The sequence below is a fragment of the Mesorhizobium sp. B2-1-8 genome (assembly GCF_006442545.2).
Classification (GTDB): Bacteria; Pseudomonadota; Alphaproteobacteria; order Rhizobiales; family Rhizobiaceae; genus Mesorhizobium.
Genome location: NZ_CP083952.1, coordinates 517,461 through 541,564, shown reverse-complemented (window position 1 = coordinate 541,564; position 24,104 = coordinate 517,461). Strand labels below are relative to the sequence as shown.

29 protein-coding genes are annotated in these 24,104 nt (G+C 63.4%); 14 read left to right on the top strand and 15 right to left on the bottom strand.

What is annotated here, in order from left to right:
* Positions 1 to 51 precede the first annotated feature (51 nt).
* Positions 52 to 1,356, top strand: a complete 1,305-nt coding sequence (locus FJ970_RS02560) for an NAD(P)/FAD-dependent oxidoreductase (protein ID WP_140757395.1) — start codon at positions 52 to 54, stop codon at positions 1,354 to 1,356.
* Positions 1,353 to 2,321 carry an amino acid ABC transporter permease gene (locus FJ970_RS02555; RefSeq protein ID WP_140757394.1) on the top strand — a complete coding sequence of 323 codons (969 nt, stop codon included), beginning with the start codon at positions 1,353 to 1,355 and terminating at the stop codon, positions 2,319 to 2,321. The genes FJ970_RS02560 and FJ970_RS02555 overlap by 4 nt, the downstream gene beginning before the upstream one ends.
* A 176-nt stretch (positions 2,322 to 2,497) precedes the next feature.
* On the opposite strand, the gene FJ970_RS02550 is transcribed toward FJ970_RS02555, so the two are convergent.
* The 3 genes from FJ970_RS02550 to FJ970_RS02540 form a co-directional block, all read right to left on the bottom strand.
* A complete protein-coding gene (locus FJ970_RS02550) occupies positions 2,498 to 3,937 on the bottom strand; it encodes a GMC oxidoreductase (RefSeq protein WP_140757393.1) in 1,440 nt (479 codons plus the stop codon).
* Entirely contained in the window at positions 3,934 to 4,119 is a 186-nt protein-coding gene (locus FJ970_RS02545; protein ID WP_140757392.1) for a hypothetical protein, read from the bottom strand. Before FJ970_RS02545 ends, FJ970_RS02550 begins: the two co-directional genes overlap by 4 nt.
* 185 nt (positions 4,120 to 4,304) lie before the next feature.
* Positions 4,305 to 5,066 (bottom strand): GGDEF domain-containing protein, encoded by a 762-nt coding sequence (locus tag FJ970_RS02540; protein WP_140757391.1) that lies wholly within the window; start codon positions 5,064 to 5,066, stop codon positions 4,305 to 4,307.
* 161 nt (positions 5,067 to 5,227) lie between these two features.
* On the opposite strand from FJ970_RS02540, the gene FJ970_RS02535 reads away from it, so the two are divergent.
* Complete coding sequence (locus FJ970_RS02535; RefSeq protein ID WP_140757390.1) at positions 5,228 to 5,932, top strand: pyrimidine 5'-nucleotidase; 705 nt, start codon at positions 5,228 to 5,230, stop codon at positions 5,930 to 5,932.
* A 141-nt stretch (positions 5,933 to 6,073) separates the two neighbouring features.
* On the opposite strand, the gene FJ970_RS02530 is transcribed toward FJ970_RS02535, so the two are convergent.
* A complete protein-coding gene (locus FJ970_RS02530; protein WP_140757389.1) occupies positions 6,074 to 6,919 on the bottom strand; it encodes an LOG family protein in 846 nt (281 codons plus the stop codon).
* Positions 6,920 to 7,062: 143 nt separating this feature from the next.
* Between FJ970_RS02530 and dapD the strand changes: the two genes are divergently transcribed.
* The 4 genes from dapD (at position 7,063) to FJ970_RS02510 (ending at position 9,575) form a co-directional block, all read left to right on the top strand.
* Complete coding sequence (gene dapD / locus FJ970_RS02525; protein ID WP_140757388.1) at positions 7,063 to 7,917, top strand: 2,3,4,5-tetrahydropyridine-2,6-dicarboxylate N-succinyltransferase; 855 nt, start codon at positions 7,063 to 7,065, stop codon at positions 7,915 to 7,917.
* A gap of 72 nt (positions 7,918 to 7,989) precedes the next feature.
* Positions 7,990 to 8,352: a DUF805 domain-containing protein gene (locus FJ970_RS02520; protein WP_140757387.1), complete on the top strand. Its 363-nt coding sequence runs from the start codon at positions 7,990 to 7,992 to the stop codon at positions 8,350 to 8,352.
* Positions 8,345 to 8,728, top strand: coding sequence for a DUF805 domain-containing protein (locus FJ970_RS02515; protein WP_224590992.1), 384 nt, complete (start codon positions 8,345 to 8,347; stop codon positions 8,726 to 8,728). The genes FJ970_RS02520 and FJ970_RS02515 overlap by 8 nt, the downstream gene beginning before the upstream one ends.
* Before the next feature lie 70 nt (positions 8,729 to 8,798).
* A complete protein-coding gene (locus FJ970_RS02510) occupies positions 8,799 to 9,575 on the top strand; it encodes a hypothetical protein (protein ID WP_140757385.1) in 777 nt (258 codons plus the stop codon).
* Here FJ970_RS02510 and FJ970_RS02505 read toward each other — a convergent pair.
* A complete protein-coding gene (locus tag FJ970_RS02505) occupies positions 9,475 to 10,518 on the bottom strand; it encodes a 2-dehydropantoate 2-reductase (RefSeq protein ID WP_140757384.1) in 1,044 nt (347 codons plus the stop codon). The genes FJ970_RS02510 and FJ970_RS02505 overlap by 101 nt on opposite strands.
* Positions 10,519 to 10,641: 123 nt before the next feature.
* On the opposite strand from FJ970_RS02505, the gene dapE reads away from it, so the two are divergent.
* Both dapE and FJ970_RS02495 read left to right on the top strand, forming a co-directional pair.
* Positions 10,642 to 11,835: a succinyl-diaminopimelate desuccinylase gene (dapE, locus tag FJ970_RS02500; RefSeq protein ID WP_140757383.1), complete on the top strand. Its 1,194-nt coding sequence runs from the start codon at positions 10,642 to 10,644 to the stop codon at positions 11,833 to 11,835.
* Positions 11,836 to 11,840: 5 nt separating this feature from the next.
* Positions 11,841 to 12,473, top strand: a complete 633-nt coding sequence (locus tag FJ970_RS02495) for a transporter (RefSeq protein ID WP_140757382.1) — start codon at positions 11,841 to 11,843, stop codon at positions 12,471 to 12,473.
* A 53-nt stretch (positions 12,474 to 12,526) separates the two neighbouring features.
* Here the strand turns inward: FJ970_RS02495 and truA are convergent, their stop codons facing one another.
* From truA to def, 6 genes are all read right to left on the bottom strand, one after another.
* Positions 12,527 to 13,276 (bottom strand): tRNA pseudouridine(38-40) synthase TruA, encoded by a 750-nt coding sequence (gene truA / locus FJ970_RS02490; protein ID WP_140757381.1) that lies wholly within the window; start codon positions 13,274 to 13,276, stop codon positions 12,527 to 12,529.
* Between the two features lie 23 nt (positions 13,277 to 13,299).
* Complete coding sequence (locus FJ970_RS02485; protein WP_140757380.1) at positions 13,300 to 13,806, bottom strand: GNAT family N-acetyltransferase; 507 nt, start codon at positions 13,804 to 13,806, stop codon at positions 13,300 to 13,302.
* Positions 13,803 to 14,756: a methionyl-tRNA formyltransferase gene (fmt, locus tag FJ970_RS02480; RefSeq protein WP_140757379.1), complete on the bottom strand. Its 954-nt coding sequence runs from the start codon at positions 14,754 to 14,756 to the stop codon at positions 13,803 to 13,805. The genes FJ970_RS02485 and fmt overlap by 4 nt, the downstream gene beginning before the upstream one ends.
* Positions 14,757 to 14,795: 39 nt before the next feature.
* On the bottom strand, positions 14,796 to 15,221 hold the full coding sequence (locus tag FJ970_RS02475) for a type II toxin-antitoxin system VapC family toxin (protein ID WP_140757378.1): 426 nt from the start codon (positions 15,219 to 15,221) through the stop codon (positions 14,796 to 14,798).
* Positions 15,218 to 15,505 (bottom strand): plasmid stabilization protein, encoded by a 288-nt coding sequence (locus FJ970_RS02470; protein ID WP_140757377.1) that lies wholly within the window; start codon positions 15,503 to 15,505, stop codon positions 15,218 to 15,220. The genes FJ970_RS02475 and FJ970_RS02470 overlap by 4 nt, the downstream gene beginning before the upstream one ends.
* Before the next feature lie 75 nt (positions 15,506 to 15,580).
* Positions 15,581 to 16,111, bottom strand: coding sequence for a peptide deformylase (def, locus tag FJ970_RS02465; protein WP_140757376.1), 531 nt, complete (start codon positions 16,109 to 16,111; stop codon positions 15,581 to 15,583).
* A 103-nt stretch (positions 16,112 to 16,214) separates the two neighbouring features.
* Here def and FJ970_RS02460 point away from each other — a divergent pair, with 103 nt between their 5' ends.
* Positions 16,215 to 17,468 (top strand): DNA recombination protein RmuC, encoded by a 1,254-nt coding sequence (locus FJ970_RS02460; RefSeq protein ID WP_140757375.1) that lies wholly within the window; start codon positions 16,215 to 16,217, stop codon positions 17,466 to 17,468.
* Positions 17,469 to 17,471: 3 nt separating this feature from the next.
* Here FJ970_RS02460 and FJ970_RS02455 read toward each other — a convergent pair whose 3' ends face one another.
* From FJ970_RS02455 to FJ970_RS02445, 3 genes are all read right to left on the bottom strand, one after another.
* Positions 17,472 to 17,876, bottom strand: coding sequence for a GFA family protein (locus FJ970_RS02455; RefSeq protein ID WP_140757374.1), 405 nt, complete (start codon positions 17,874 to 17,876; stop codon positions 17,472 to 17,474).
* Between the two features lie 122 nt (positions 17,877 to 17,998).
* On the bottom strand, positions 17,999 to 18,952 hold the full coding sequence (locus tag FJ970_RS02450) for a cation diffusion facilitator family transporter (protein WP_140757373.1): 954 nt from the start codon (positions 18,950 to 18,952) through the stop codon (positions 17,999 to 18,001).
* Between the two features lie 119 nt (positions 18,953 to 19,071).
* Positions 19,072 to 19,881, bottom strand: a complete 810-nt coding sequence (locus FJ970_RS02445) for a transglutaminase-like domain-containing protein (protein ID WP_140757372.1) — start codon at positions 19,879 to 19,881, stop codon at positions 19,072 to 19,074.
* A 211-nt stretch (positions 19,882 to 20,092) separates the two neighbouring features.
* Here FJ970_RS02445 and FJ970_RS33565 point away from each other — a divergent pair, with 211 nt between their 5' ends.
* A complete protein-coding gene (locus tag FJ970_RS33565; protein ID WP_140757371.1) occupies positions 20,093 to 20,218 on the top strand; it encodes a hypothetical protein in 126 nt (41 codons plus the stop codon).
* Positions 20,219 to 20,417: 199 nt separating this feature from the next.
* Complete coding sequence (gene sugE, locus FJ970_RS02440) at positions 20,418 to 20,732, top strand: quaternary ammonium compound efflux SMR transporter SugE (RefSeq protein WP_140757370.1); 315 nt, start codon at positions 20,418 to 20,420, stop codon at positions 20,730 to 20,732.
* A 111-nt stretch (positions 20,733 to 20,843) separates the two neighbouring features.
* Here the strand turns inward: sugE and FJ970_RS02435 are convergent, their stop codons facing one another.
* A complete protein-coding gene (locus FJ970_RS02435) occupies positions 20,844 to 21,272 on the bottom strand; it encodes a DUF6481 family protein (RefSeq protein ID WP_140757369.1) in 429 nt (142 codons plus the stop codon).
* A 336-nt stretch (positions 21,273 to 21,608) separates the two neighbouring features.
* Between FJ970_RS02435 and FJ970_RS02430 the strand changes: the two genes are divergently transcribed.
* Complete coding sequence (locus FJ970_RS02430; protein WP_140757368.1) at positions 21,609 to 22,670, top strand: LLM class flavin-dependent oxidoreductase; 1,062 nt, start codon at positions 21,609 to 21,611, stop codon at positions 22,668 to 22,670.
* A gap of 215 nt (positions 22,671 to 22,885) precedes the next feature.
* Positions 22,886 to 24,055: an AI-2E family transporter gene (locus FJ970_RS02425; RefSeq protein WP_140757367.1), complete on the top strand. Its 1,170-nt coding sequence runs from the start codon at positions 22,886 to 22,888 to the stop codon at positions 24,053 to 24,055.
* Positions 24,056 to 24,104: the final 49 nt, after the last annotated feature.

The following is a 24,104-nucleotide window of genomic DNA, read 5'->3' as shown; positions in this document are numbered from 1 at the left end:
GCCGGCGGACTTCACCCCACCAAATGCATGCTCCTCACCGCAAAGTCATCGATGGCCTATCCGGACACCTATTACGCCCGCACCCTGACCGACCGGAAGACGCGACCTTCGCTCAAAGGCGAGGCGCAATGTGACGTGGCCGTCGTTGGCGCCGGATTGGCCGGGTTGACGACAGCGCTGCAGCTGGCGCGCGCCGGACTGCATGTCGCCGTGCTGGAAGCCCAGCTCGTCGGTTTCGGCGCTTCGGGCCGCAATGGCGGTTTCGTCACGCCCGGCTTCGCCACCGGCGGCGACAATATCGCCGCACGTGTCGGCGGGGAGGCAGCACGCGACCTGCATCGGCTGTCGATCGAAGGCGTGGAATTCGTGCGCGACACGATCGAGGCGCTCGGGATATCGGCCGCCATGCCGCGTGCCGGCCTGCTCAGCGTCTTGCGCTACGACGACGGCGATGCGCTCAAGGCCTATGCCGAACAGATGGCCCGCGACCATGGCTATGAACTTCAATATCTCGACAGGGAAGACGTCCGGTCGGTGCTGAAGTCCGTCCGCTACCACCAGGGCCTGCGCGACCCGAACGCCTTTCACATCCATCCCCTCAACTATCTGCGTTGCCTGGCCGACGAGATCGAGCGGCTTGGTGGCGAGATTCATGAAAGCTCCGAGGTCGTAGAATGCGACCTCTCGGGGCCGCAAAAGATGCTTCGCACCAGACAGGGCACGCTTCGGGCGTCCCGGATCGTTCTCGCGACCGGCGGCTATACGGGTCCGGTATTCGGCCAGCTCTACCGCGCCTTTTTGCCCATCGCGACCTATGTGATGGTTTCCGAGGCAGATCCCCGCCTCATTGCGCAAGCCGTGGCGACGACAGACGCCGTCGGCGACAACAGGCGGGCCGGCGACTATTATCGCCTGGTCGAGGGCGGCAATCGCCTTTTGTGGGGCGGGCGCATCACCACGCGCGCCGCTTCCGCCGACGCGCTGGCGCACGAATTGCGCCGCGAGATGGTCGGCACCTACCCGCAGCTTGCCGGCCTCAAGACCGAACTGGCGTGGTCGGGGCTGATGTCCTATGCCCGGCATCTGATGCCCCAGATCGGGGAGCTGCAGTCAGGCGTCTGGTACTGCACCGCTTTCGGCGGCCATGGCCTCAACACCACGGCGATTGCCGGAAAAATTGTCGCCGAGGGCATTCTGGGCGCCTCGGACCGCTACCGGCAGTTCGCGCCCTTCGGATTGAGCTGGGCTGGCGGCGCCGCCGGTCTGGCCACCGCGCAACTCACCTACTGGAAATTGCAGGCGCAGGACTGGTGGCGGGAACGCCGCGCCACCCCCAGGGACAAGGTGACGGCATGATCGGCAGGCTGATGCTCTCCCATCCAGGGCTCACCCGCCGCGCCGCGGGCGCGCTTTTTCCGGCACTGCTGGCCGCGGCCCTCTACGCCATGGGCATCAAGTCGAGCTGGATCGGCTCTTTGATGCCGCTTGCATCCGACTGGTTGCAGGCCAACCCCGCTCTGTCGCGCGCCCTCTCCGCCGTGTTGATCGCGCTCCTGGTGCTGACGAATGGCAAACTGCTGCTACTCCTGCCCCGGCGGCAGCAGATCGTCGGCGTCTGGATCGAGCTGTTCGTGCTGCTGATGCTGTTCTTCTATTCCTTCGACCTCTCCCTTGCCTTCATCGCCAGGAAGGTCGGGTTCCTGATCACCCAGGGCGTCACCACGACGCTCTACATTTCGGCGATCTCGATCCTGATCGCGACCTTGATCGCCCTGGTCGGTGCCATCGCCAAACTGACCGGAAACGGCATCGTTTACGGGCTCGCCACCTTCTACACATCGCTGTTTCGCGGTCTGCCGTTGCTGATGCAGATCTACATCATCTATCTCGGCCTGCCCCAGGTCGGCTACGTGATCGGCGCGGTGCCGGCGGGCATCGTGGCGCTGTCGCTGTGTTACGGCGCCTACATGACCGAGGTCTTCCGCGCCGGCATCGAAAGCATCCCGCGCGGTCAAAGCGAAGGCGCCACGGCGCTCGGCCTGAGCCCCGGTCAGACCATGGCGCTGGTCATCCTGCCGCAGGCCATGCGCGTCATCATTCCGCCGACCGGCAACCAATTCATCGCCATGCTGAAGGATTCCTCGCTGGTATCGGTCGTCGGCGTCTGGGAAATCATGTATCTCGCCCGCACGATGGGCCAGACGGAGTTCCGCCACATCGAGATGCTGATCACCGCCTCGATGATCTACTGGATCCTGTCGATCTCGCTGGAATTCGGCCAGGCCTATCTCGAACGGCGCTTCGGCCGGTCGGAACGCTAGGCGTAGGTCATCGCCTCCAAGCATGGAATGGCATGGCTGGGGCTCTCCGATTGGCCTCGGCATCCTGCTGGTGTCGCTGGCCGCCGCCGCCGTGCTGGTGCGCATCGCCGTCTATGGTCTTTGAGCTTCTGCCGGCGCCATTTTTGGCGCCGGCCCTGGGACTTCATGGAGGTCGCTCAGGCCGTTACCACCTTGCTCAGATGGTCGCCAAGCCGGCAGGCGAGCGCGGTGATCGTCGTCGTCGGGTTGGCTTGTCCCGACGTGCAGAACACGGAAGAGCCGCCGACATAGAGATTGTCCATGCCATGCACCTTGCAATTGGCGTCCACCACGCTCCTGGTGACGTCCGTGCCCATGCGCGTGCCGCCCATGTGATGATTGCCCGCCGTCTCTTCGTTGGTCGGATAATCCTCGCCGTTAGAGATCCAGTCCGCAATGCGCACCCGGCCCAGGTTTTTCTGGGCCAACGTCGTGCCGAACAGTTTCAGGCCTTCGAGAAGCGTGCGACGTTCCAGTTCCGATTTCTTCCAGTGCAGCTCAATGCGCGGCACGCCGGCATGGTCGACCTCGGTCTTCGACAGCTCGATCTGGTTCGAAGCCAGCGGCGCCTGTTCCCAGGCGACATAAAGCTGAGCGGCGCAACGCAGGTTCTGGTCGAGTTTGCCCGATACCCATTCCGCCATGTGCGGCGCCGTACAGGCAAGGTCGGCGATGAGGCTTTTGACGCCCGGATAGGGAGCCTCGATCAGCCTGATGCCGAAATTCATGATCTTGAGCCGATCCATCGCGGCAGGCATCGGCGAGAAGAAGGCCTCCTTGACGGCATCGACCTCGAACGCGTCATAGTCGGCCAGGATGGCATTGCCGCCCTCGAAGGTCGGATGCTCCATCCAGTAGCGGCCAAGCGCCGTCGCGTTCGGCACGACGCCGCCGTTGGAGCGCTGGTTCGACCACAGCAACAGCCGTGAATTCTCCAGCCCGCCGGTGCAGACGATGAAATCGTCGGCGCTGAACGAGCCGGCGTCCCTGCCGTTGGACCACAGTTTGGCGCCGGTCACCCGTTTGCCGTCGCCGGCAAGCTCGGTGGCGTAGGTGTTGAGCACGATGGCGATGTTTTTGCTCTTGTCGAGTTCGTCGGCAAATTTTTCCGCAAACCGCACCGCCGGGCTCTTGATCAGCTGCACCCAGCGAATGTCGTCCGAGATCGGCACATCAGGCCGAAAATCGGGAAGGTCGAGGATGTCGCGCACTTCGGCAAGATAGGGTTCGATGTCGGCGCGACGGATCGGCCAGCCGGTATCGGGCGCCCAGGCCTTCGGCTCGAAATCCTGTTTGTCGAGCACGCGGCACCAACCGGCCCAGTGATTGGAGCTGCCGCCCATGAACCGCAGCCGGGTGATGTCGAGATCGAAATAGAAGTCACCGACGGTGGTGCCGCGGTAAAAGTCCTGCGAGCCGTCGCTGAATTCCCGCGAACCGGCTTCCAGCACCACTACCGGGATGCCGGCCGCGCCAAGTTTTCTGGCGATCGTGGTGCCGGCCGGACCGGAACCGAGGATGCAGACCTTTGGCGCAAAGTTGGCGGCGCGATACGCCTCGTAGCTGTCGAAGATCATGCCAGGTCGCTCCGCTTCAGGATCCAGCCATTGACCTCGACGATCTCGTCAGGGTCGACCCGGGATGAACCGGCATGGGTGACGTCGGCGTCAGGCAACTCGCGGAACAAGGACAGGGCAGGCAGGGCGATCAGCGCTTGCACGAGCGTACGGCGCGAGATTTTTTTGATGGAGAAACTCATGACAGGTCTCTCTGCTAGGGGCTTCGATACGCGCATGACGTTCCCGAACGGCACACGCATCGTCAGGCAAGCCAATATCGTGCCAAGCATGGCCTCGAGGCGGTGAAAGTGCCGACAAGCGGCACAAACGGATGCAAACAAGGTTACAGATTTCTTAACGGGCCAGGTGTGCCGGCCCGGCCTGCTCATGCGGCTTCGGAAATATCGGTATCGAGGATCGTCAGGTTGCGGCCCGCATGCTTGGCCTGATAGAGGCGCCGGTCGGCGGCGCGCATCAGTTCCGATACGTTGACGTCCTCGCCGCAGACGGTGCCGCCGATGCTGACGGTCAGCGGAATGGTCCGTTCATCGACGGGCCGGAAGCGGATCAGCTCGACCTCGCGGCGGATCCGTTCGGCAACGCGCTTGGCTTCCTGTTCCGTGGCTCCGATCAGAAACGCGCCGAACTCCTCGCCGCCGATGCGGCCGAGCACATCGCCGCTGCGCACGCCGCGCTCGATGGCGCTGGCGATCAACAGCAGCGCGTCGTCACCTGTCAGGTGGCCGAAATTGTCATTGATCGTCTTGAAATGATCGGCGTCGATGATCAGCAGCGCGCCACGGTCGGACTTGCGCCGGGAGCCGTCCAGCGCGGCGAAGAAGCTCTCCCGGTTGAGCATGCCGGTCATGTCGTCGCGGCTCGCCTTTTCCGCCAGGCGGCGGTGCGCGGCGGCGAGTTGGGCATGGGCACGTGCGAGTTCGCGATGGGCGTTCTTCAGCCTGTCGCTCTGCCAGAACGTGCCGGCGCACGCCGTCCAGGCAAGGACCAGCGGACAGAGCGTCAATGTCAACCAGATCGTTCGCGTGAGCGGGAACCCCATGGCTGGGACGATGATCAACGTCAGCAGAAGAGATGCAGCGACGGAGGCGAAGGCGATGGCGGCGGATTTGAGAATGATGCTGTTCATCGCAGGCTCCCCACAGGACTGTCTCTGTGCCAGCAAGCCCTGAAGGCTACCTTTCCGGGATGCATAAAATTTGAATCGTGGGGTTATTTCTGCAACTTCAACGCGAAGAAGTTGTGGATAAAGTCCCTTTCAGAATCCCTGTTTCATGCCATAAGGAGCGCATGACCACGCTTCCCGATCCCGCCCGCTTCGCCCATGTCACCGACTGGGTGTTCGACCTCGACAACACGCTCTATCCGCACCACTCGAATCTGTTCTCGCAGATCGACGTCAAGATGACCGCCTATGTCGGGGAATTGCTGGCGCTGCCGCGCGAGGAGGCGCGCAAGCTGCAGAAGGAGCTCTATCTCGAATACGGTACGACGCTGAACGGGCTGATGACGCGCCACGGCATCGATCCCGACGACTTCCTCGAGAAGGTCCATGACATCGACTATTCGTGGCTGGTGCCCGATCCCGTTCTCGGCACCGCCATCCGCCAGCTTCCCGGCCGCAAGTTCATCTTCACCAATGGCGACCGCAGGCACGCCGAGCGCACCGCGCGCCAGCTCGGCATCCTCGAGCATTTCGACGACATCTTCGATATCGTCGCCGCCGGCCTCAACCCCAAGCCGGCGCGCCAGACCTACGAGAAGTTCGCCGAACTGCACGCCGTCACCGGCCACAATGCGGTGATGTTCGAGGATCTCGCCCGCAACCTTTCCGTGCCGAAGTCGCTGGGCATGACCACGGTTCTCGTGGTGCCGCGCAATTTCGAGCCGACCTTTTCCGAAATCTGGGAACGCGACCCGGCCAACGAGGATGACGTCGATTTCGTCACCGACGATCTCGCCACGTTCCTCACGACCATAGTCATAAGGGAGTGAGGAATTGAGGAATTGAGGAATTGAGGAATTGAGGAATTGAGGAATTGAGGAATTGAGGAATTGAGGAATTGGTCGGGACGCAAGACTATGTTCCTTATTTCGTCAATTCCTCATTTCCTCATTTCCCAGTTCCCCCAATTCCTATTCCCCTAGCTTGTAGAAGCGGCTGACGATGCTCCAGGCCTCCTCGGCGGTGTCGACGAAATCGATGATGTCCTGGTCGCCCGGGCTGATAGTGCCTTGCTCGGCGAGAAAGTCGAGGTCGATCGCCCGCTTCCAGAAGGACTTGCCGAACAGGATCACCGGCACACGCTCCATGCGCCCGGTCTGGATCAGCGTCAGCGTCTCGAAGAACTCGTCCATCGTGCCGAACCCGCCGGGAAACACCGCCACGGCCTTGGCGCGCATGACGAAGTGCATCTTGCGGATGGCGAAATAGTGGAAGTTGAAACAGAGCTCCGGCGTCACATAGGGATTCGGCGCCTGCTCGTGCGGCAAGACGATGTTGAGCCCGATCGACGGCGCACCGACATCGTCGGCGCCGCGGTTTCCGGCTTCCATAACGCCCGGCCCGCCACCGGTCACCACGACATATTCGCGATAATATGAAGTGGCCGACTGCCGCGAGCAGAGGCGGGCGAATTTGCGCGCCTCCTCGTAATATTTGCTGTTTTCCTCGAGGTTCTTCTTCTGCGTCTCGTTCTTGGCCGCCCAGGCCTCGCCGCCGGGTTCGGGCAGGCGCGCGCCGCCGAACAGGATCACCGTCGAACGGATGCCGCGCTCGGCCAGGATCATTTCCGGCTTCAGCAGCTCCAGTTGCAGCCTGACCGCGCGCAGTTCGCGCCGCGTCATGAAGTCGGGATCGTTCCAGGCCAGGCGGTAGGTTTCGGCCCGCGTCTGCGGCGTGTCCGGCACGCTTTTCGACCGCTCCAGATCCTCGTCCGAATGCGGCAGCGGCGTCCATCCCGCCTTTTCCATGGGAGTCATCGAATCCACCCGTCCATTCCTTTACTTGCGTCGTCCCGTGACGCAGCTGCGATTGACCCCCATTGAGCCTTAACATAGGGTCCGCGCGACTTTTAAACAGGTTAAGGCCCAGCCCCTTAACAGCTTGGTAATGGAGCGAATTCATGTCGAAGCCCGATCTGGCGAGCCTCGAAAAGACCATAGACAAGGCCTTCGAGGAACGCGACGCCATTTCGACCGCGACCCGCGGCGAGGTTCGCGACGCCATCCAGTCGGCACTCGACCTGCTCGACCGCGGCACCGCCCGCGTCGCCGAGCGGCAGGCCGACGGCAAATGGCACGTCAATCAGTGGCTGAAGAAGGCCGTGCTGCTCTCCTTCCGGCTCAATCCGATGGAAATCATCAAGGGCGGCCCCGGCGAGGCCGTGTGGTGGGACAAGGTGGCGTCCAAGTTCGACGGCTGGAGCGCCGTCGATTTCGAGAAGGCGGGCTTCCGCGCCGTGCCGTCGTCGATCGTGCGCCGTTCGGCCTATGTCGCGCCCGGCGCCGTCTTGATGCCGTCCTTCGTCAATGTCGGCGCCTATGTCGATAGCGGCACCATGGTCGATACCTGGGCTTCGGTCGGCTCCTGCGCCCAGATCGGCAAGAATGTCCACCTTTCGGGCGGCGTCGGCATCGGTGGCGTGCTGGAGCCGATGCAGGCCGGCCCCACCATCATCGAGGACAATTGCTTCATCGGCGCGCGTTCCGAAGTGGTCGAGGGATGCATCGTGCGCGAAGGCTCGGTGCTCGGCATGGGCGTCTTCATCGGCCAGTCGACCAAGATCGTCGACCGCGCCACCGGCGAGATCTTCTATGGCGAGGTGCCGCCGAATTCGGTCGTCGTCGCCGGATCGCTGCCGGGCAAGCCGTTTCCAAACAACGAACCGGGCCCAGGTCTCTATTGCGCCGTCATCGTCAAGCGGGTCGACGCCAGGACCCGGTCCAAGACCTCGATCAACGAATTGCTGCGCGATTGATCTTTCCGCCGGGCAGGCGCACCTTCCGCCGGCGCGACGATCGGTCGCGCTGGTTCAACATGGAGGGGTGACATGGACTGGAAATATCTGCTCACAAGCTTTGATGGTCGCATCAACCGGGGCAAGTTCTGGGCTGGCATCGGGGTATTCATCGTTATCGGCGTTATAGCTTTCATTCTCGACGCGATCCTCGGCACCCGTTTCACCACGGCCAGCGGCGCCCAGGTCGGCATCATCGGCATCCTCTTCGCGCTGGCATCGATCTATTTTGCGATTGCCCTCTATGCCAAACGCTGGCACGACCGCAACAAGTCGGGTTGGTGGACGCTGATCGGCCTCGTACCCGTCATCGGCGGCATCTGGCTGCTGGTCGAACTCGGCATCCTCGAAGGCACCAGGGGCGCCAATCAATATGGATCGGACCCGCTTGCCTGAAAGATCGGATCTCACCTGGCTTTTCTTCAAGACCTCGGGCCGCGTCAGCCGCGCGGCCTATTTTCTTGGCGGATTGCTCGTCGCCATCATCCAGGCGTTCCCGCTGTACCGCTTCACGCTGGTGCCGGAGGGCTCGGCCGAGAGCAACATGTGGTCGTTCATCTTCTTCGTCGCCTTCATCGCCTCGCTGTGGTCGAACATCGCGCTGGCGGTGAAGCGTCTGCACGACCTCGACAAGCCGGGCATCGCCGCGCTGATCCTGTTCGTACCGGTCGTCTCGATCGTCGCCTTCCTTGTGTTGTGCCTGTTTCCTGGGCAGCCTGGGCCCAACCGCTACGGCCGGCGCACCAACGAGCCGGCTGAACCGAAGAAATAGAGCATGATGTCGTCCGAAAACCGCGTCACACTTTTCGGCATGCTCCAGGCGGCCGGTCGGATATCTCGCCATGCGCTACCGCACGCTTGATCCGAAACTGATCATCGAAACCGCCGAGCGGCTTGACGGCCGCGTCGCCGACCGTTTCCCGGACGCCGGGTTGCGCGGCGTCGCCGCCGAACTGGTGTCGCTGTCGCGCGATCTGGCCAAGGCCGCCAAGGCGCTGGAAGCGCCTATCTGGTGGCTGCGTGGCATCATCGCCGCCGCCGTCGTCGCGGGCGCGCTGATCTTCCTGTTCGTCGGGACCATCCTGCCGCTCATTCACATCTCCCAGTCCGACGACGCGGTTCAGTCGGTGCAAGGCATCGAAGCCACGATCAACATGATCATCCTCGCCGTGCTCGGCTTCCTCGCCCTGATCCGAACCGAGGAGCGCATCAAGCGCAAGCAGGTGTTTCGTCAGTTGCACGGCCTGCGCTCGCTGATCCACGTCATTGACATGCACCAGTTGACCAAGGATCCGGCGGCGCTGTCGGCCAGTTTCAAGCCGACTTCGCATTCGCCCGCCCGCATCACTAATGCCGCGGATCTCGCGCGCTATCTCGACTATTGCTCCGAAATGCTGTCGATCACCGGCAAGATCGCGGCGCTGTTCGCCCAGTCCGTCAATGACGCCGTCGTCATCGACGGCGTCAACGACATCGAGAACCTGGCGTCCAACCTGTCGCGCAAAATCTGGCAGAAGATCACGCTGATCGACGGCCGGCCGGCGGCGCCAGAACCTTCTCCGGCACCAGGCCCGGCGAGCCGAGCCGCTCGGACTCCGCCGCGCGCACCAGGGCGCTGATCCGCTGGAGCGTCGGCGCCGGCGTGCCGGCTTTCTCAGCGAGCCGCAAAACAGCACCCTGCAGGTCGTCGATCTCGGTCGGCCGGCCGCGCCGCAGATCGTCCCACATGGACGAGCGCGCCTCGGGGTCGATCGCGAGCATGCGCCGCGCCAGGAGCTTGAACAGCCAGTCGGGCAGCCTGAGCATCTTCGGCAGCAGTGCAGGGCGCAGGCCGGCGATGCGCGCCGGCGCGATGCCGGAGGCCTTCATCGCTTGCAGCGCCTCGTCGATCTGGGCGGCCAAGATCAACCGCCAGCGCCTGTCGGCAAGCTCGGTTGCCAGCGGAAGGCCTGACAGCGCCACCAGCGCATTGTTCAGGTTCATCAGAAGCTTGCCCCACAGCACGGCCTTCATGTCGCCATGTGTTTCGACAGCGAGGCCTTCGACGTCGAGAAGGCCGGCAAGGCCGGCAGCACCGTCTTCGACCATCACCTTGCCGTTGCTGGCGCGGTGGACGCGCAGCGGCAGCTCTCCATCGGCCGATTGCACGACATTGAACGGCACCATGCCGGCCAGAACGGTTTGCCGGCCAAGCGCCGCGCGCAGCCTGTCGGCATTGTCGACGCCATTCTGCAGGCTCACCACCACGGCGTCGGGACGGGCATGGGCCTTGATGAGGGCTGCCATATCCTGCGTGGCGCCGCTCTTGACGGTGACCAGGATCACATCGGCCGCCGGCAAGGCGACAGCAGGATCGGCGGTGACGGCAAGCGCTTCCGGCTTGATCAGGCGATCACGGCCCTGGAGGTCGCCGACGCGCAATCCGTCCTGCCGCAGCGCTGCCTCGATGCGCGGCCTGGCGAGCAGGACAACCTGCCGGCCGGCGAGCACCAGGCAGCCGCCGGCATAACAGCCAATGCTGCCGGCGCCGGCAATGACGATCCTCTTTTCCCCGTTCGTCATCTCTTGCTCCGCACAAGCCCACTATACGACATGAAAACCATAATGTCGGCGGTATCGCCGGCCATTGGCTTGGCCCTATGTCTGGCCGTGACAGGCCTTTCGCTTTCGACTATCGCTTTTGCCATGACGCTCCCGACTGATCCCGCCGCAAACCTCGCCTCTCTCATCCGCTGTGCCTCGGTGACACCAGCCGAAGGCGGCGCGCTGAGCGCGCTGGAGACAATGCTGAAACCGCTCGGCTTCCTGGTCGATCGGCCGGTGTTCTCCGAGGACGGCACGCCGGATATCGAAAACCTCTATGCGCGGCGCTCCGGCAACGGCCCGCATCTGATGTTCGCGGGCCATACCGACGTGGTGCCTGTCGGCGACGAAGCCGCCTGGACACATCCGCCTTTCGCCGCCGAGATCGCCAATGGCGAGATGTATGGCCGCGGCGCCGTCGACATGAAGGGCGGCATTGCCTGCTTCATCGCGGCGGTGGCGCGCCATGTGGAGGCAGATGGCGGCCCGAAGGGCTCGGTCTCGCTGCTGATCACCGGCGACGAGGAAGGGCCGGCCGTCAACGGCACGGTCAAGCTGCTCGAATGGGCAGCGTCCAAAGGCGAGAAATGGGACGCCTCGATAGTCGGCGAGCCGACCAATCCGGACACGCTCGGCGACATGATCAAGATCGGCCGGCGCGGCTCGATGTCGGGCAGCATCACGGTCAATGGCCGCCAAGGCCATGCCGCCTATCCGCAGCTTGCCGACAATCCGGTGCGCGGCCTGATGAGCCTGGTGGATGCCTTGCTGCACCCGGTCTTCGACAAGGGCACCAAGGATTTCCAGCCGACCAATCTGGAGGTGACCTCCATCGATGTCGGCAATCCAGCCACCAATGTCATTCCTGCCAAGGCGACCGCCACCTTCAACATCCGCTTCAACGACAGCTGGACGGCCGAGACGGTCCAGGCGGAAATCCACAACCGTCTCGATCAGGCGGCGGGGCGCAAGAAATACCGGCCGGGCAAGAAGACGCCGGTCGACTATGATCTCGTCTGGCGCGACCGGCCGAGCCATGTCTTCCTGACCCGCGACGACAGGCTGGTCGAGACGCTGAGCGGCTCGGTCAAGGCGGTGGTCGGCAAAAAGCCGGCGCTGTCCACCTCCGGCGGCACATCGGATGCGCGCTTCATCAAGGATTATTGTCCGGTGGTCGAATTCGGCCTTGTCGGCCAGACCATGCACATGGTCGACGAGCGCGTCGCCATCGCCGATCTCGAAACGCTGACGCGGATCTACCAACGCTTCATCGACGACTGGTTCGGACAGGGCTGACCGGCATGCTTTCGGCGGACGAAACCCAAGCTTCGCTGACCGGCGCCTGGCGGCTGATGCTCGGCAAGGTCGACGGGCTGCGCCTGCTCGACCTGTCGGCCGACGGCTTCTGGAATTCGTTCTTCGCCATCATCGTCGCGGCGCCGGCGCTGATCGTCGGCTGGGTCGGCATCGCCAATGAGATCGGCGATCCCGACGCCTTCGCCGGTCGCTTCTCCATGCTGGTGCGGCTGGCGACGGTCGATATCGGCACCTGGGTGCTGCCGCTGGTCGCGCTCGCCTTGGTGGCGCCGCGCGCCGGCATCGGCGGGCGCTTCGTCCACTATGTCGTCGCTAGCAACTGGGCCTCGGCGATCACCGCCTGGCTGATGCTGCCCTCGGCGCTGATCAGGCTTTTCCTGTCGTCGACAAGCCAGGTCTCGAGCCTTGTGTCTCTGCTGTTGTTTTCCCTGTCGATGGTGCTGACCTGGCGCATGACCAACGCCACGATCGGCAGGGGCGCGGCGGTCGGCACCGCCGTTTTCGTCGGCATGTTCATCGCTTCGCTGCTGGTGCTTTTCGGGCTGCAGATGCTGCTCGGCATCACCGTGCCGGACGATGTCGGGGCGCAGAGCCTTTCCCGAGTCTATCCGGGATAGAACCAGTTCTACCCGGGATAGAGCGGGGCTCTTATCCCGGGATAGAACTGGTTCTATCCCGGATAATCGACGCCTATCAGGAAAAGCCCGTCGGGCGGCGCCACCTGGCCGCAGGCGGCGCGGTCTCGCGCCTCGAGCGCCGCCTCGAGGTCGCCTGATGTCCAGCCGCCGTCGCCGACCCGCTTGAGCGAGCCGACCATGGAGCGCACCTGGTTGTGCAGGAAGGACCGCGCCGAGGCTCTCACCTCGATCACATCGCCCGTTCGGCTGACATCGAGCCGCTCCAGTGTCCTGACCGGGCTGTTGGCCTGGCACTGGGTCGAGCGGAAGGTGGTGAAGTCGTGCCGGCCGAGCAGGAGTTTCGCCGCCTCGTGCATGGCGGCGGCATCGAGCCGCTTGGGCACCCACCATACCTTACCCTTCTCCAGCGCCGAGGGCGCCCGCCGGTTGAGGATGCGGTAGAGATAGTGCCGGCCAGTGGCCGAGAAACGGGCATCGAAATCGTCCGGGACGATCGTGGCCTTCAGGATGACGACGCGCGCGCCGGCCGCCTGCAGATGTGCATTGACGGCATCGCGCACCTTGTCGTCAGGCCACGCCTTGGCAAGGTCGACATGCGCCACCTGCGCGGTTGCGTGCACGCCGGCATCGGTGCGGCCGGCGGCGCGCAGCCGGACCTCTTCGCCACAGAATTTCTCGATCGCCTGTTCGATCGCCTGCTGCACCGAAGGCTGGTCGGCCTGATGCTGCCAGCCGGCAAACAGGCTGCCGTCATATTCGATATCGAGGCGAAAACGCGGCATGCCGGTCGGTAATACGCTCTCGCCTAGGCGGCGAGAGCGGTAAAGGCGGAGGCGTAGACCAGCCTGCCGGCTTCGGGTGCGTCGCCCCAGGCCAGCGCCTGCAGCGCTTCGCTTTGGTATTCGCTTTCGAACTTTTCAGCGCGGGCGTGGCTATAGCCGAAACGGCCGTAATAGGCCGGATCGCCCAGCACAACGGCCAGCGTCTCGCCGGCATCCTTGAGCCGGATGTGAGCCTCGCGGATCAGTGCGCCGCCAATGCCGGAGCCGTGAAAAGACGGCTCCACCGCCAGCGGGGCAAGCGCCACGGCGGCGAAACTCTTGCCGCCGTTCTGCACGAACAGCCGCGAAAACAGGATGTGGCCAACGGCCTGGCCGTCCTCTTCCGCCACCAGTTCGACGACGGCGTCACCGCCGGTCACCAACGCGTCGACCAGCCCGGCCTCCGTTTGCTGGCCGAAAGCGTGTTCCTCGACGAGGCGAATGGCCTCGCGGTCCCGCGGCGTCGCCGCGCGTATCGACATCATGCTCATGAGAATTTCAGTCCTTTTTCGATCTTGGCTCCGCGCAGGAACTCCGACGCGGCGGCGGGCCTTCCGCCCGCACGTTGAACTTCGACCAGCCTGACCGCGCCTTTTCCGCAGGCGACCGTCAGCCGGTCATCGAGAATTCCTCCCGACTCGCCCAAATCTTCCGAAAGCGACAGGCCTTCGGACAGCGTCGAGCGAAGCAGTTTCAGCCGCTCCGAGCGGCCGCCAATGTCAATCTCGGCCCAGGCGCCGGGAAAGGGCGATAGGCCACGAATGTGGTTGTGGACCTCGGCCGCGGGCCGTGTCCACTCCACGCGCGTCTCGGATTTATCGATTTTCCTGGCGTAAGTCACCCCTTCGGCCGCTTGCGCGGCAAATGTCAGGGTGTTCTGTTCCAGCCGCGCCAGTGCTTCCACCATCAGGGCAGCGCCAACGCTCATCAACCGATCATGCAGATCGCCGGCTGTCATATCGGGGTCGATGGCGCATTTTTCAACCAATCCCACCGGACCGGTGTCGAGGCCCTCCTCCATGCGCATCACCATCATGCCGGTCTCGGTGTCGCCGGCCATGATGGCGCGCTGGATGGGCGCGGCGCCGCGCCAGCGTGGCAAAAGCGATGCATGGCCGTTGACGCAGCCAAGCCGTGGCGCCTCCAGAACCGCCTTGGGCAACAGCAGTCCATAGGCAACGACCACGGCGATATCGGCGCCAAGGGCGGCAAAAGCGGCCTGTTCGACCTCGCCCTTCAACGATGTCGGCGTATGCACCTCGATGCCCAGCCGCTCTGCCTCGCGCTGCACCGGCGACGGCGTCAGCTCCAGCCCGCGCCGGCCCGCGGCGCGCGGAGGCTGCGTATAGACAGTTGCTACCTCATGTCCGGCTTCAGTGATGGCGCGCAGCGTCGGCACCGAAAACTCAGGCGTGCCCATGAAGATAACGCGAAGAGGCATTTTCTTTTGCGGCCTTGTTCCTGCCTGCCGTGACCCGGCTCAGGCACTCGTTTCAAACGGGTTTACGAGCTTAAGGTCAAGCCCGTCGAAGTCGCGAACATTGCGGGTTGCCAGCGTAGCGTCATGCGCGAGACAGATCGCGGCGATCATGGCATCAGCAAGGCTGATTGGGCGCCCGAGCCGTTCCCGCGTCGCCCGGAGCTTGCCGGCAAGGCGGGGGATAGAGCCGGCAAATTCGACGACACGACCGGAGAACTGTTTCGAGATCAGGTGATCGAGAGCACGGATATGGCGATCGGAGCCGGTCTTGTTCAGGAACCGTTCGGCACCGAAGGATTGCTCCATGACGACGGGGCCGCACAGATAGAGGTCAAGCAACTCCTGTTTGCGAAACCATTCGACCACGTTTGCGTCGGGTGCCGTCCTACTCGTTTCGGAAATGACGTTGGTATCGAGGACGATCACTCGAAGTCCCCAACCGGGCGCCCAAAGTCGCGTTTTCTGTCCGCTTCGATCTCGTCCATGATCTCGGCGAACTCGTCGTCGATCGCGTTTTCAGTCGCGAACGCGGAGCGAATGTTGTCCCATGCCGACAGACCGGGCTCTGGCTTGGCCTCCTTTTCGGCGACCATGCCTTTACGCAAAAGATCGATCGCTTTGCCGGACAAGCTCTGGCCGCCGCTTCGTGCAGCCTGTTCGATTTCGCGTTTCAACGGTTCGGGGATGTCCCTGATCAGCATATCGCCCATGCAATTCTCCAGCGTTGATATCAATGATATCACGACGAGGACTGCTGCTCAATGGATTCTGCGCTCGCGTTGCGCCTATCCCACCAGCTTGCCTGGCGCCTTGTCCCTGGCGAGCTTCTTGAACTTCTTCACCACCATGTCGCGCTTCAGCTTCGAGATGTGGTCGATGAACAGCACGCCGTTGAGATGGTCGATCTCGTGCTGCAGGCAGGTCGCCATCAGGCCTTCGGCCTCCATCTCCTGCAGCTTGTCGTCTCGGTCGAGATATCTGACACGCACCGAGGCCGGGCGCTCGACCTCGGCGTAGTAATCCGGGATCGACAGGCAGCCTTCCTCGTAGACGGACCGCGCGTCGGCGCTTTCTAGAATCTCCGGGTTGATGAAGACGTGCGGCGCCGGCGTTTCGTCTTCCTTGGCGAGGTCGATCACCAGCATGCGCAGCGGTTCGCCGATCTGGATTGCCGCCAGCCCGATGCCGGGCGCGTCATACATGGTCGCCAGCATGTCGTCGGCCAGTTTGCGCAAGGGCGCGTCGACGCGCTCCACCGGCTTGGAAACCTGGCGCAGGACGGGGTCGGGAAGGATGATGAGCGGCTTGATCGGCATGGCGTTTCACCTAAGACCTCAAAAGAAAGGCGTCAACCGGTGCGCCTGAGCCTCGTTCACGTTTTGATCTGTGCCAGCCTGCCGAATCGGCTATGCTGTCCACATGAATGATCTGAGCACCATCCTTTCGGAGCCTGTCGTACGGCTCGGCGCCTCGACGATCACGCTCGGCCACGCGCTGGCCTTCGGCGCATTGCTGTTTCTCGGTCTGTTCGTGGCGCTCGTCGCTGCGCTGTGGCGGTCGGCCAAGGCGCGCGCGGTCGCCGCTGCGGAAGCCGCCGACCATGCCCGCGACGCGGAGGCGCGCATGGCTGGTATTTTGCAGGCACAGGCCGAAATGCAGGGCCGCATGGGGGCCATTGCCGAAGTGTTCGGCGCCCGGCAGGCCGAATTGACGCAATCGATCGGCCAGCGGCTCGACGCCATGACCGGCCGCATCGGCCAGACCATGACCGAGCAGACCAAATCCACGCATGAGAGCCTGACGAAACTGCAGGAGCGGCTGGCGGTCATCGACACCGCGCAAGGCAACATCCAGTCGCTGGCCGGCCAGGTCGTTCAACTCCAGGCGATCCTCTCCAACAAGCAGACGCGCGGCGCCTTCGGCCAGTCGCGCATGGAGGCGATCGTCGCCGACGGCCTGCCGCATGGCGCCTATGAATTCCAGGCGACGCTGTCGAACGGCAGCCGGCCGGACTGCCTGGTGAAAATGCCGAACGGCGCGCCGTCGCTTGCCATCGATGCCAAATTTCCGCTGGAAGCGTGGAATGCCATCCGCGCCGCCGACGGGGCCGACCTGCAGAAGGTCGCGGCCCAGGCCTTTCGCCGCGACATCGAGGTCCATGTCCGCGACATTTCGGAGAAATACCTGCTCCAGGGCGAGACGCAGGATACCGCCTTCATGTTCGTGCCGTCGGAATCGGTGTTCGCCGAAATCCATGAGAATTTCGAGACGGTTGTCCAGAAGGCGCACCGCGCCCGTGTCATCATCGTCTCGCCTTCGCTGCTGATGCTGTCGATCCAGGTCATCCAGGCGATCCTCAAGGACGCCCGCATGCGCGAACAGGCGCATCTGATCCAGGGCGAAGTCATCAGGCTGATGGAAGACGTCCAGCGTGTCGACGAGCGGGTGCGCAAATTGCAGGGCCATTTCGGCCAGTCGGCCAAGGACATCGATGACATCCTCGTCTCGACCTCGAAAGTGACCAAGCGCGGCCAGAAGATCGAGGCGCTGGAGTTCGGGGAAGGCGAGCCCGACGCCCCGCGCAGCGACGCCGCCAAGGTCGAGGCCGCACCGCGCGTGGCCGATTCCAAGACGGGACAGCTGAGGTTGAGGGTCGTCGAAGGCGACGACTGAACGCTACTGCTCTTCGACGATCGTCATCCCTTCGAATTCCGGCAGCCAATGCAGCGCTGAACGGTGCCAGAACTGCCGCCTCGGGACGAGTTCCTCGCGCTGCCGCGCCGTGCCGACGCGGATGCCGTAGACCTTCGGGCCGTCGCCGACCGACGTCGCATAGAGATGCGAGCCGCACTCGCCGCAGAAACCTTGGGCGCGCTTGGCGCCGCTGGACCCGGTCTTGACGTAGACCTTCGGTGTGCCCTTGGTGATCCGATAATCCTCTTCGGGCGCCCGCACCGAGACGCGAAAGGCCGTACCGGTCAGCTGTTGGCAATCGGTACAATGGCAGATCGAGGTCTTCTCCGGGTCGACCTCCGCCTCATAGGTGATGGCACCACAATGACATCCGCCGTCGATTTTCATCGTCGTTCCTCCAACATTGATCAGGTGATCTTAGCGGCGCCGGGACGCGAGGCAACGGCGCGGCGCTGGTCCAGAGCCAAGGCATGATCAGGAAGCGAGGATTTTCGGATCATGGCCAAACTCTATCCGGACGCGGATTCGATCAGCTTGCGCCGCGTTTCCCAGGTGCCTGACGTCTGCGGCTTGACGAACAGCCGCGTGATTTCGGGCATCTCCTTCCTCAGCCGTGCCTCGAGACGCTCGATACAAGCCTCGATCTCAGGCGCCGACAGATGGTCCTCGAATTCGATGCTCAGGGCGGCAACGATCTCTTCCGGTCCCATATGCACCGTCAGCACACCGTTCGCCCGCTGCACCGCCGGATCCTGCTGGACGATCGCCAGCACCTTCCTCTGCACCTCGGGTGAGGCCGGCTCGCCGATGAGCAGGCCCTTGCTTTCACGCGCCAGAAAGATTGCCGTCGCACCAAGGATGAGCGCGATGCCGATCGAGGCGGCGCCGTCGAGTTCGGGCATCTCGAAAATCTCCGCCGCCAGGATGCCGGCAAAGGCGACGGTCAGACCGAGAAGGGCCGCACTGTCTTCGAACAGCACCGTATAGACGCTCGGGTCCTTGCTCGATTGCACGGCCTGCAGCCAGCCTTGCTTGCCCTTCTGCTTGCGGAATACCCTCAGTGCCACCAGCCAGGAGCTGCCTTCGAACAGGAAGGACAGGCCGAGAACGATGTAGTTGACCTTGACGTTGGCGACCGGCTCCGGCGCCATGATGTGGACGATGCCCTCGTAGAACGACACGCCGGCGCCCAGCGCGAAGACCAGAAGGGCGACGATGAAGCTCCAGAAATAGAGTTCACGGCCGTGGCCGAGCGGATGCGTACTGTCTGCCGGACGCGCGGCGCGGTGCATGCCGTAAAGCAGCAGGCCGCCATTGCCGGTATCGACCAGCGAGTGCACGCCTTCCGACAGCATGGCCGAACTGCCGGTGAAAAAGGCGGCGGCGAACTTGGTCAGCGCTATGGCGAGATTGCCGGCGAGCGCCGCATAGATGACCGTTCTGGAGCCGCCATGGCCTGCCATGCAGGTTTATCCTCTTTGAGGTACGATACAGCGGCTCCGCCGCGGAGCTGCACAGCCATCACAACGCGCCAATCGTCGGGTCGTTCAACGTCTTCGAAACCTGCTGGCAACAACGCCAGCTATTCCTGGATTTCGTCGGTCCATACCTTGAAGCCAGCGAGTGTACCTGGTCCGAAAATATGGGTCAGCGGCACGTCCGCCGCGTCACGGCCCGAGGCGATCAGGATGCGGCCGATGCGTGGCGCGTTGTTGCGCGGATCGAAAGCGTGCCAGCGGCCGCCGAGGTAAACCTCCATCCAGGCACAGAAATCCATGCTCGCCCAGGGCTTCGGCATGCCGATGTCGCTGATGTAGCCGGTGCAATAGCGCGTCGGGATATTGAGTGCCCGGCAGAATGTGACGGCGAGATGCGCGAAATCGCGGCACACGCCACTCCGTTCGCGCCAGGCTTCCGCGGCGGTGCGCGTCACCCGTGCGTTGCCGTAATCGAAGACGATGTGGTTGTGGACGAAATCGCACACCGCCTGCACGCGCGGGATGCCGGCCGGCGTATGGCCGAACAGCCGCCATGCCTCGCTTGCCAGGAGGTCACTCTCGCAAAACCGGCTGGGCAGCAGGAACAGCAGCGTTTCCGCCGGCAGGTCGCGAACCTCGTGCTGCCACGCCATCAGTTCGCCCATCTCGAATGTGCCGGGGTCGCGGATCACCGCATCCGTGCCGAAAGTGAAACGCCCGGGTGGGGCGACGAATCGGTTGCACCAGTTTCCGAAACTGTCGCGATAACTTTCAATCGGCACCGGCGGGTTGGAGGTCAGGAAATCCGGGCGCTCGAGATCGGAGGCGCGGGAATAGTGGACATTGAGCATCGCGATGAGCGGCGTCTCCTGCGGAAAATCGAAGCTCATCTCGCAGCCGATGTGGATCCGCATTGTCGTCCTGACCGGCCTGCCTGACGATCACCCGGCGGTGCACGGGTCGATGCTGCAGTGCGAAGACAACCATGGCATGGACCGCCGGGGTTTACGAGCAAATTAGAAACCGGTTGAAAGCGGCCTGCCAGCGTTGGCAGCACGCACTACCCTCTTGCAGTCTGGCGTTTGTCTTGTTTCACTCCGTTTCCCGCAACAGGAGGAACGAATCATGGCCAAAGGTGCGATGAAGGCAGGCAAGGAAGCCCGCAAACCAAAGAAAGACGCCAAGAAGCCTGTAGCCGCTCCGACCCTCAAGGCAGCACCGGTCAAGGCGATGAGGCTCAAGGAAAAGTAAGTCTCGGCAAACGGCAGGGTGGGATTTCACCGGCGGCATTCGACACTGCCGCCGGCATGTGTTGATCGGGCGTTCGGACAGCCCTGCATCGACGGCGCGGGGACGACCTCGCACTTTCCGAAAATTCGGTCGGGACGACCCGCCATTGCCGCTGAGCATTCGAGGCCAGAAAGCCTGGATGTTCCGATGGAGCGTTGCGATGTCCTGGACTTTTCTGTTTTTCGCCGGCCTGTTCGAAATCGGCTGGGCGATCGGTCTCAAATACACCGACGGGTTCACCAGGCTTGTCCCGACCCTGCTCACCGTCGCTTCGATGATCGTCAGCCTCACCTTGCTCGGCCTCGCGCTGAAGGCGCTGCCTGTCGGCACCGCCTATGCGGTGTGGACCGGTATCGGCACCGTCGGCACGGCGCTGCTCGGCATCTGGCTGCTGGGCGAGCCCGTCACGGCCATCAGGCTCGGCTGCATCGCGTTAATCGTCTGCGGTATCATGGGGCTGAAATTCGCGGCTTGAACGGCCTTGTCCGCCGGCCGACGATATCGGCCGAGCCGACATGGACAAATGCGAAAAGGGCCGCGCCTTGGCGCGTCCCTCATTCATCATCCGTCGAGGTCGAGTGCGCTCTTAGCGACCCGTAAAGCCGGGAGGTGTCCTGCCGGTGCGCTGCTTGCGTGCCGCATAGCGCGCGTCGCGCTTTGCCTTTCGCTCGGCTTCATCGGCAAGCAAACGAGCAATACGCTCGTTCTCTTCAGCTTCCCGAAGCTTGGCTTCCGCTTGCGCTGCCTCTTCGGCGGCAATGCGCGCCGCTTCGGCTGCTGCCTCACGCTCGGCCTTCTCAATCGCTTCGCGCGCCAGCTTTTCCTGCTTCAGCCTAGCCTTCTCGGCCTCGCGGATCTCGCGAGCCGCAAGGATCGCCTTGCGTTCGGCCTGTCGTGCCAGCACTGCGGGATCGTCTGCTGCCGGCTTTGACTTGAAGCGCTCCAGAAGCGCCTTCTTTGCCTCGGTCGCGGCATTGCGCCGCTCGAAAATGTCTTTTTCCCTGTAGATAGCCAAGTCCACTTCCTTGAAGTCTATTCGCGACGCTTACATACGCGCGAAAACCGGGAGTTCAAGCGCCAAAACGGCATGCCAGCCATGAAATTCCGGGATGTTGCACCGGGGAGACGCATTTCCCGCCGAAATCGACATGCACTGTTCACCAGCCACCCTCTGGCGGTGTGGCGGGCGCGTCGCTACGTGTAGAGCATGATGTCGAAAAGTGCGAAGCGGTTTTCGGACGACATCATGCTCTATCTCTTTCTGATTTAGAGTCGGATTCAGATTTCAGGTCGATTGACCTGAAATCATCCGACTCTAGCGCGACAATCAACACACTGGGATGACATCCAAATGGAACTCGGCCTCTACACTTTTGCCGATGTGAGCCCCGTGCCGGGTCCCGGCGCCATCGGCCCGCACGAGCGGCTGCGCAACCTGATCGAGGAGATCGAACTGGCCGACCAGGTCGGCCTCGATGTCTTTGGCCTCGGCGAACACCATCGGCCCGACTATGCCGCTTCGGCGCCGGTCGTGGCTTTGGCCTCGGCCGCGGAGCGTTCGAAGCGCATCAAGCTGACCAGTGCGGTCACCGTGCTGTCCTCCGACGATCCGGTGCGCGTTTTTCAGCAATTCGCCACACTCGACCTCCTGTCGGGCGGCCGCGCCGAGATCATGGCCGGGCGCGGATCGTTCATCGAATCCTTTCCGCTGTTCGGCTACAACCTCGAAGACTATGACGAACTGTTCGCCGAAAAGCTCGACTTGCTGCTTGCCATCCGCGATCAGGTGAAGGTTACCTGGTCAGGCAATCTGCGCGCGCCGATCAACGATCGCGGCGTCTATCCCAGGCCGTTCCAGGAGAGGCTGCCGGTCTGGATCGCCATTGGTGGAACGCCGCAATCGGCCGCCCGCGCCGGCGCGCTCGGCCTGCCGCTGGCGCTTGCCATCATCGGCGGCGAACCGGCGCGCTTCGCGCCGCTGTTCGACCTCTACCGTGAGGCAGCCAAGCGCGCCGGCAGCGATCCGGCAGGGTTGGCCACCAGCATCAACGTGCATGGCTTCATCGCCGAGACGACCGAGCAGGCGGCGGACGATTTCTATGGCCCGCAGGCCGAGGTGATGAACCGCATCGGCCGAGAGCGCGGCTGGGGCCCGACATCGCGCGCGCATTTCGACCAGTCGCGCGGTCCCAATGGCGCCCTGTTCGTCGGCAATCCGGAACAGGTGGCGGAAAAGATCGTTGCCCAGCACAGGATTTTCGGCAACGACCGCTTCCTGCTGCAAATGGCGATCGGCATCATGCCGCACGCCAAGATCATGAAGGCGATCGAGCTTTACGGCACCAAGGTGGCGCCGATCGTGCGCAAGGAAACGGCGAAACCCGCGCCGGCCATGGCGGCGCCTGTTGCGTGAACCGGAAGCAATTCCAGCCGCTCCCGTACTAGGCCCGCCACGTGCCCGGACACGGTATGTAATATGGGATACTCGTAGGCGAGCCACCGGTTGCGCAGTTGGCGGCAGCACCCCTCAACTGCGGCCCGCGCCGTCAGTGCCGGCTAACGGAACCTTGAAGCCGCGCCGGCGTTTTTCGTCAGCGGATCGCATCAGTTGCCGCCGAGGGGATCACGATGAAAGCCGAACCTGCCGCTTTGGGCGCAGGCGCAGCCGAAGCTGAAGAGACGCGTGTGGCGGCGCGCGCCGATACGCGCCTGATGCGCTCGCTGCTCATCGGCATCTTCCTGTTCATGACCGTCTATGCGCTCTATTTCGCGCGCGCCTTCTTCATGCCGGTCATCCTGGCCTTCCTGCTGACGCTGACGCTGACGCCGATCGTGCGGCTGCTGCGCAAGCGCGGCATTCCCGAAGTGGTTTCGGCGACGCTTCTGGTGCTTGTGTCCGTCTTCATCTTCGCGAGCGCCGGCTATGTGCTCAGCGGCCCCGTCATCGATCTCATCAACAACACGTCGTCCATCGGCCAGCAACTGACCGAGCGATTGGCGCAGTTGCGACGGCCGGTCGAGAGGATCATGGAGATTGCGCACCAGATCGAAGGGCTGACCGAGACCTCGCAGGAGCCGGGTGTGCAAAAAGTCGCGGTAGCGCAGTCAGGCTTCCTCTCGGCGGCGGCGAGCAACATCCTGTCGGCCGGAACAAGCCTGACCATCATCTTCGTGTTGTCGCTGTTCCTGCTCGCCTCGGGCACGATGTTCTACGAAAAGATCATCCAGTCCTTCGCCAGCCTCACCGAAAAGAAGCGGGCGCTGCGCATCGTCTACGACGTCGAGCGGGAAATCTCGCACTATCTGCTCACCGTCACCATCATCAACACCGGCCTCGGCACGGTCATCGGCCTCGGCCTGTGGGCGCTTGGCATGCCCAATCCGCTGGTCTGGGGCGCGGCGGCCGCTCTGCTCAATTTCCTGCCCTATGTCGGAGCCATGATCACGTTTGTCCTTGTCACGGTCATCGCACTGATCAGCTTCGACACGATCGCCTACGCGTTGTTGGCGCCTGCCTTCCTGGTGTTGTGTGACATCATCGAAGGGCAGTTCGTGACGCCCATGGTGGTCGGGCGGCGGCTTGAGATCAACGCCGTGGCGATCTTCATCGCCATCGCATTCTGGTCATGGCTGTGGGGCTTCGTCGGCGCGCTGATGGCGGTGCCGCTGCTGGTCGTCGTCAAGGTGTTCTGCGACCATTTCGAGAGCCTTAGCCATGTCGGCAATTTTCTCGCCGCGCAACATACAGCGGTCATGGAGGAGGAAGCCGACGAGCAGGACGGCACGGCCGCCGCATAAACGGCGCACGGTTTGCGGCTGCGGGATCGAATGCCTATATCCGCCCGAT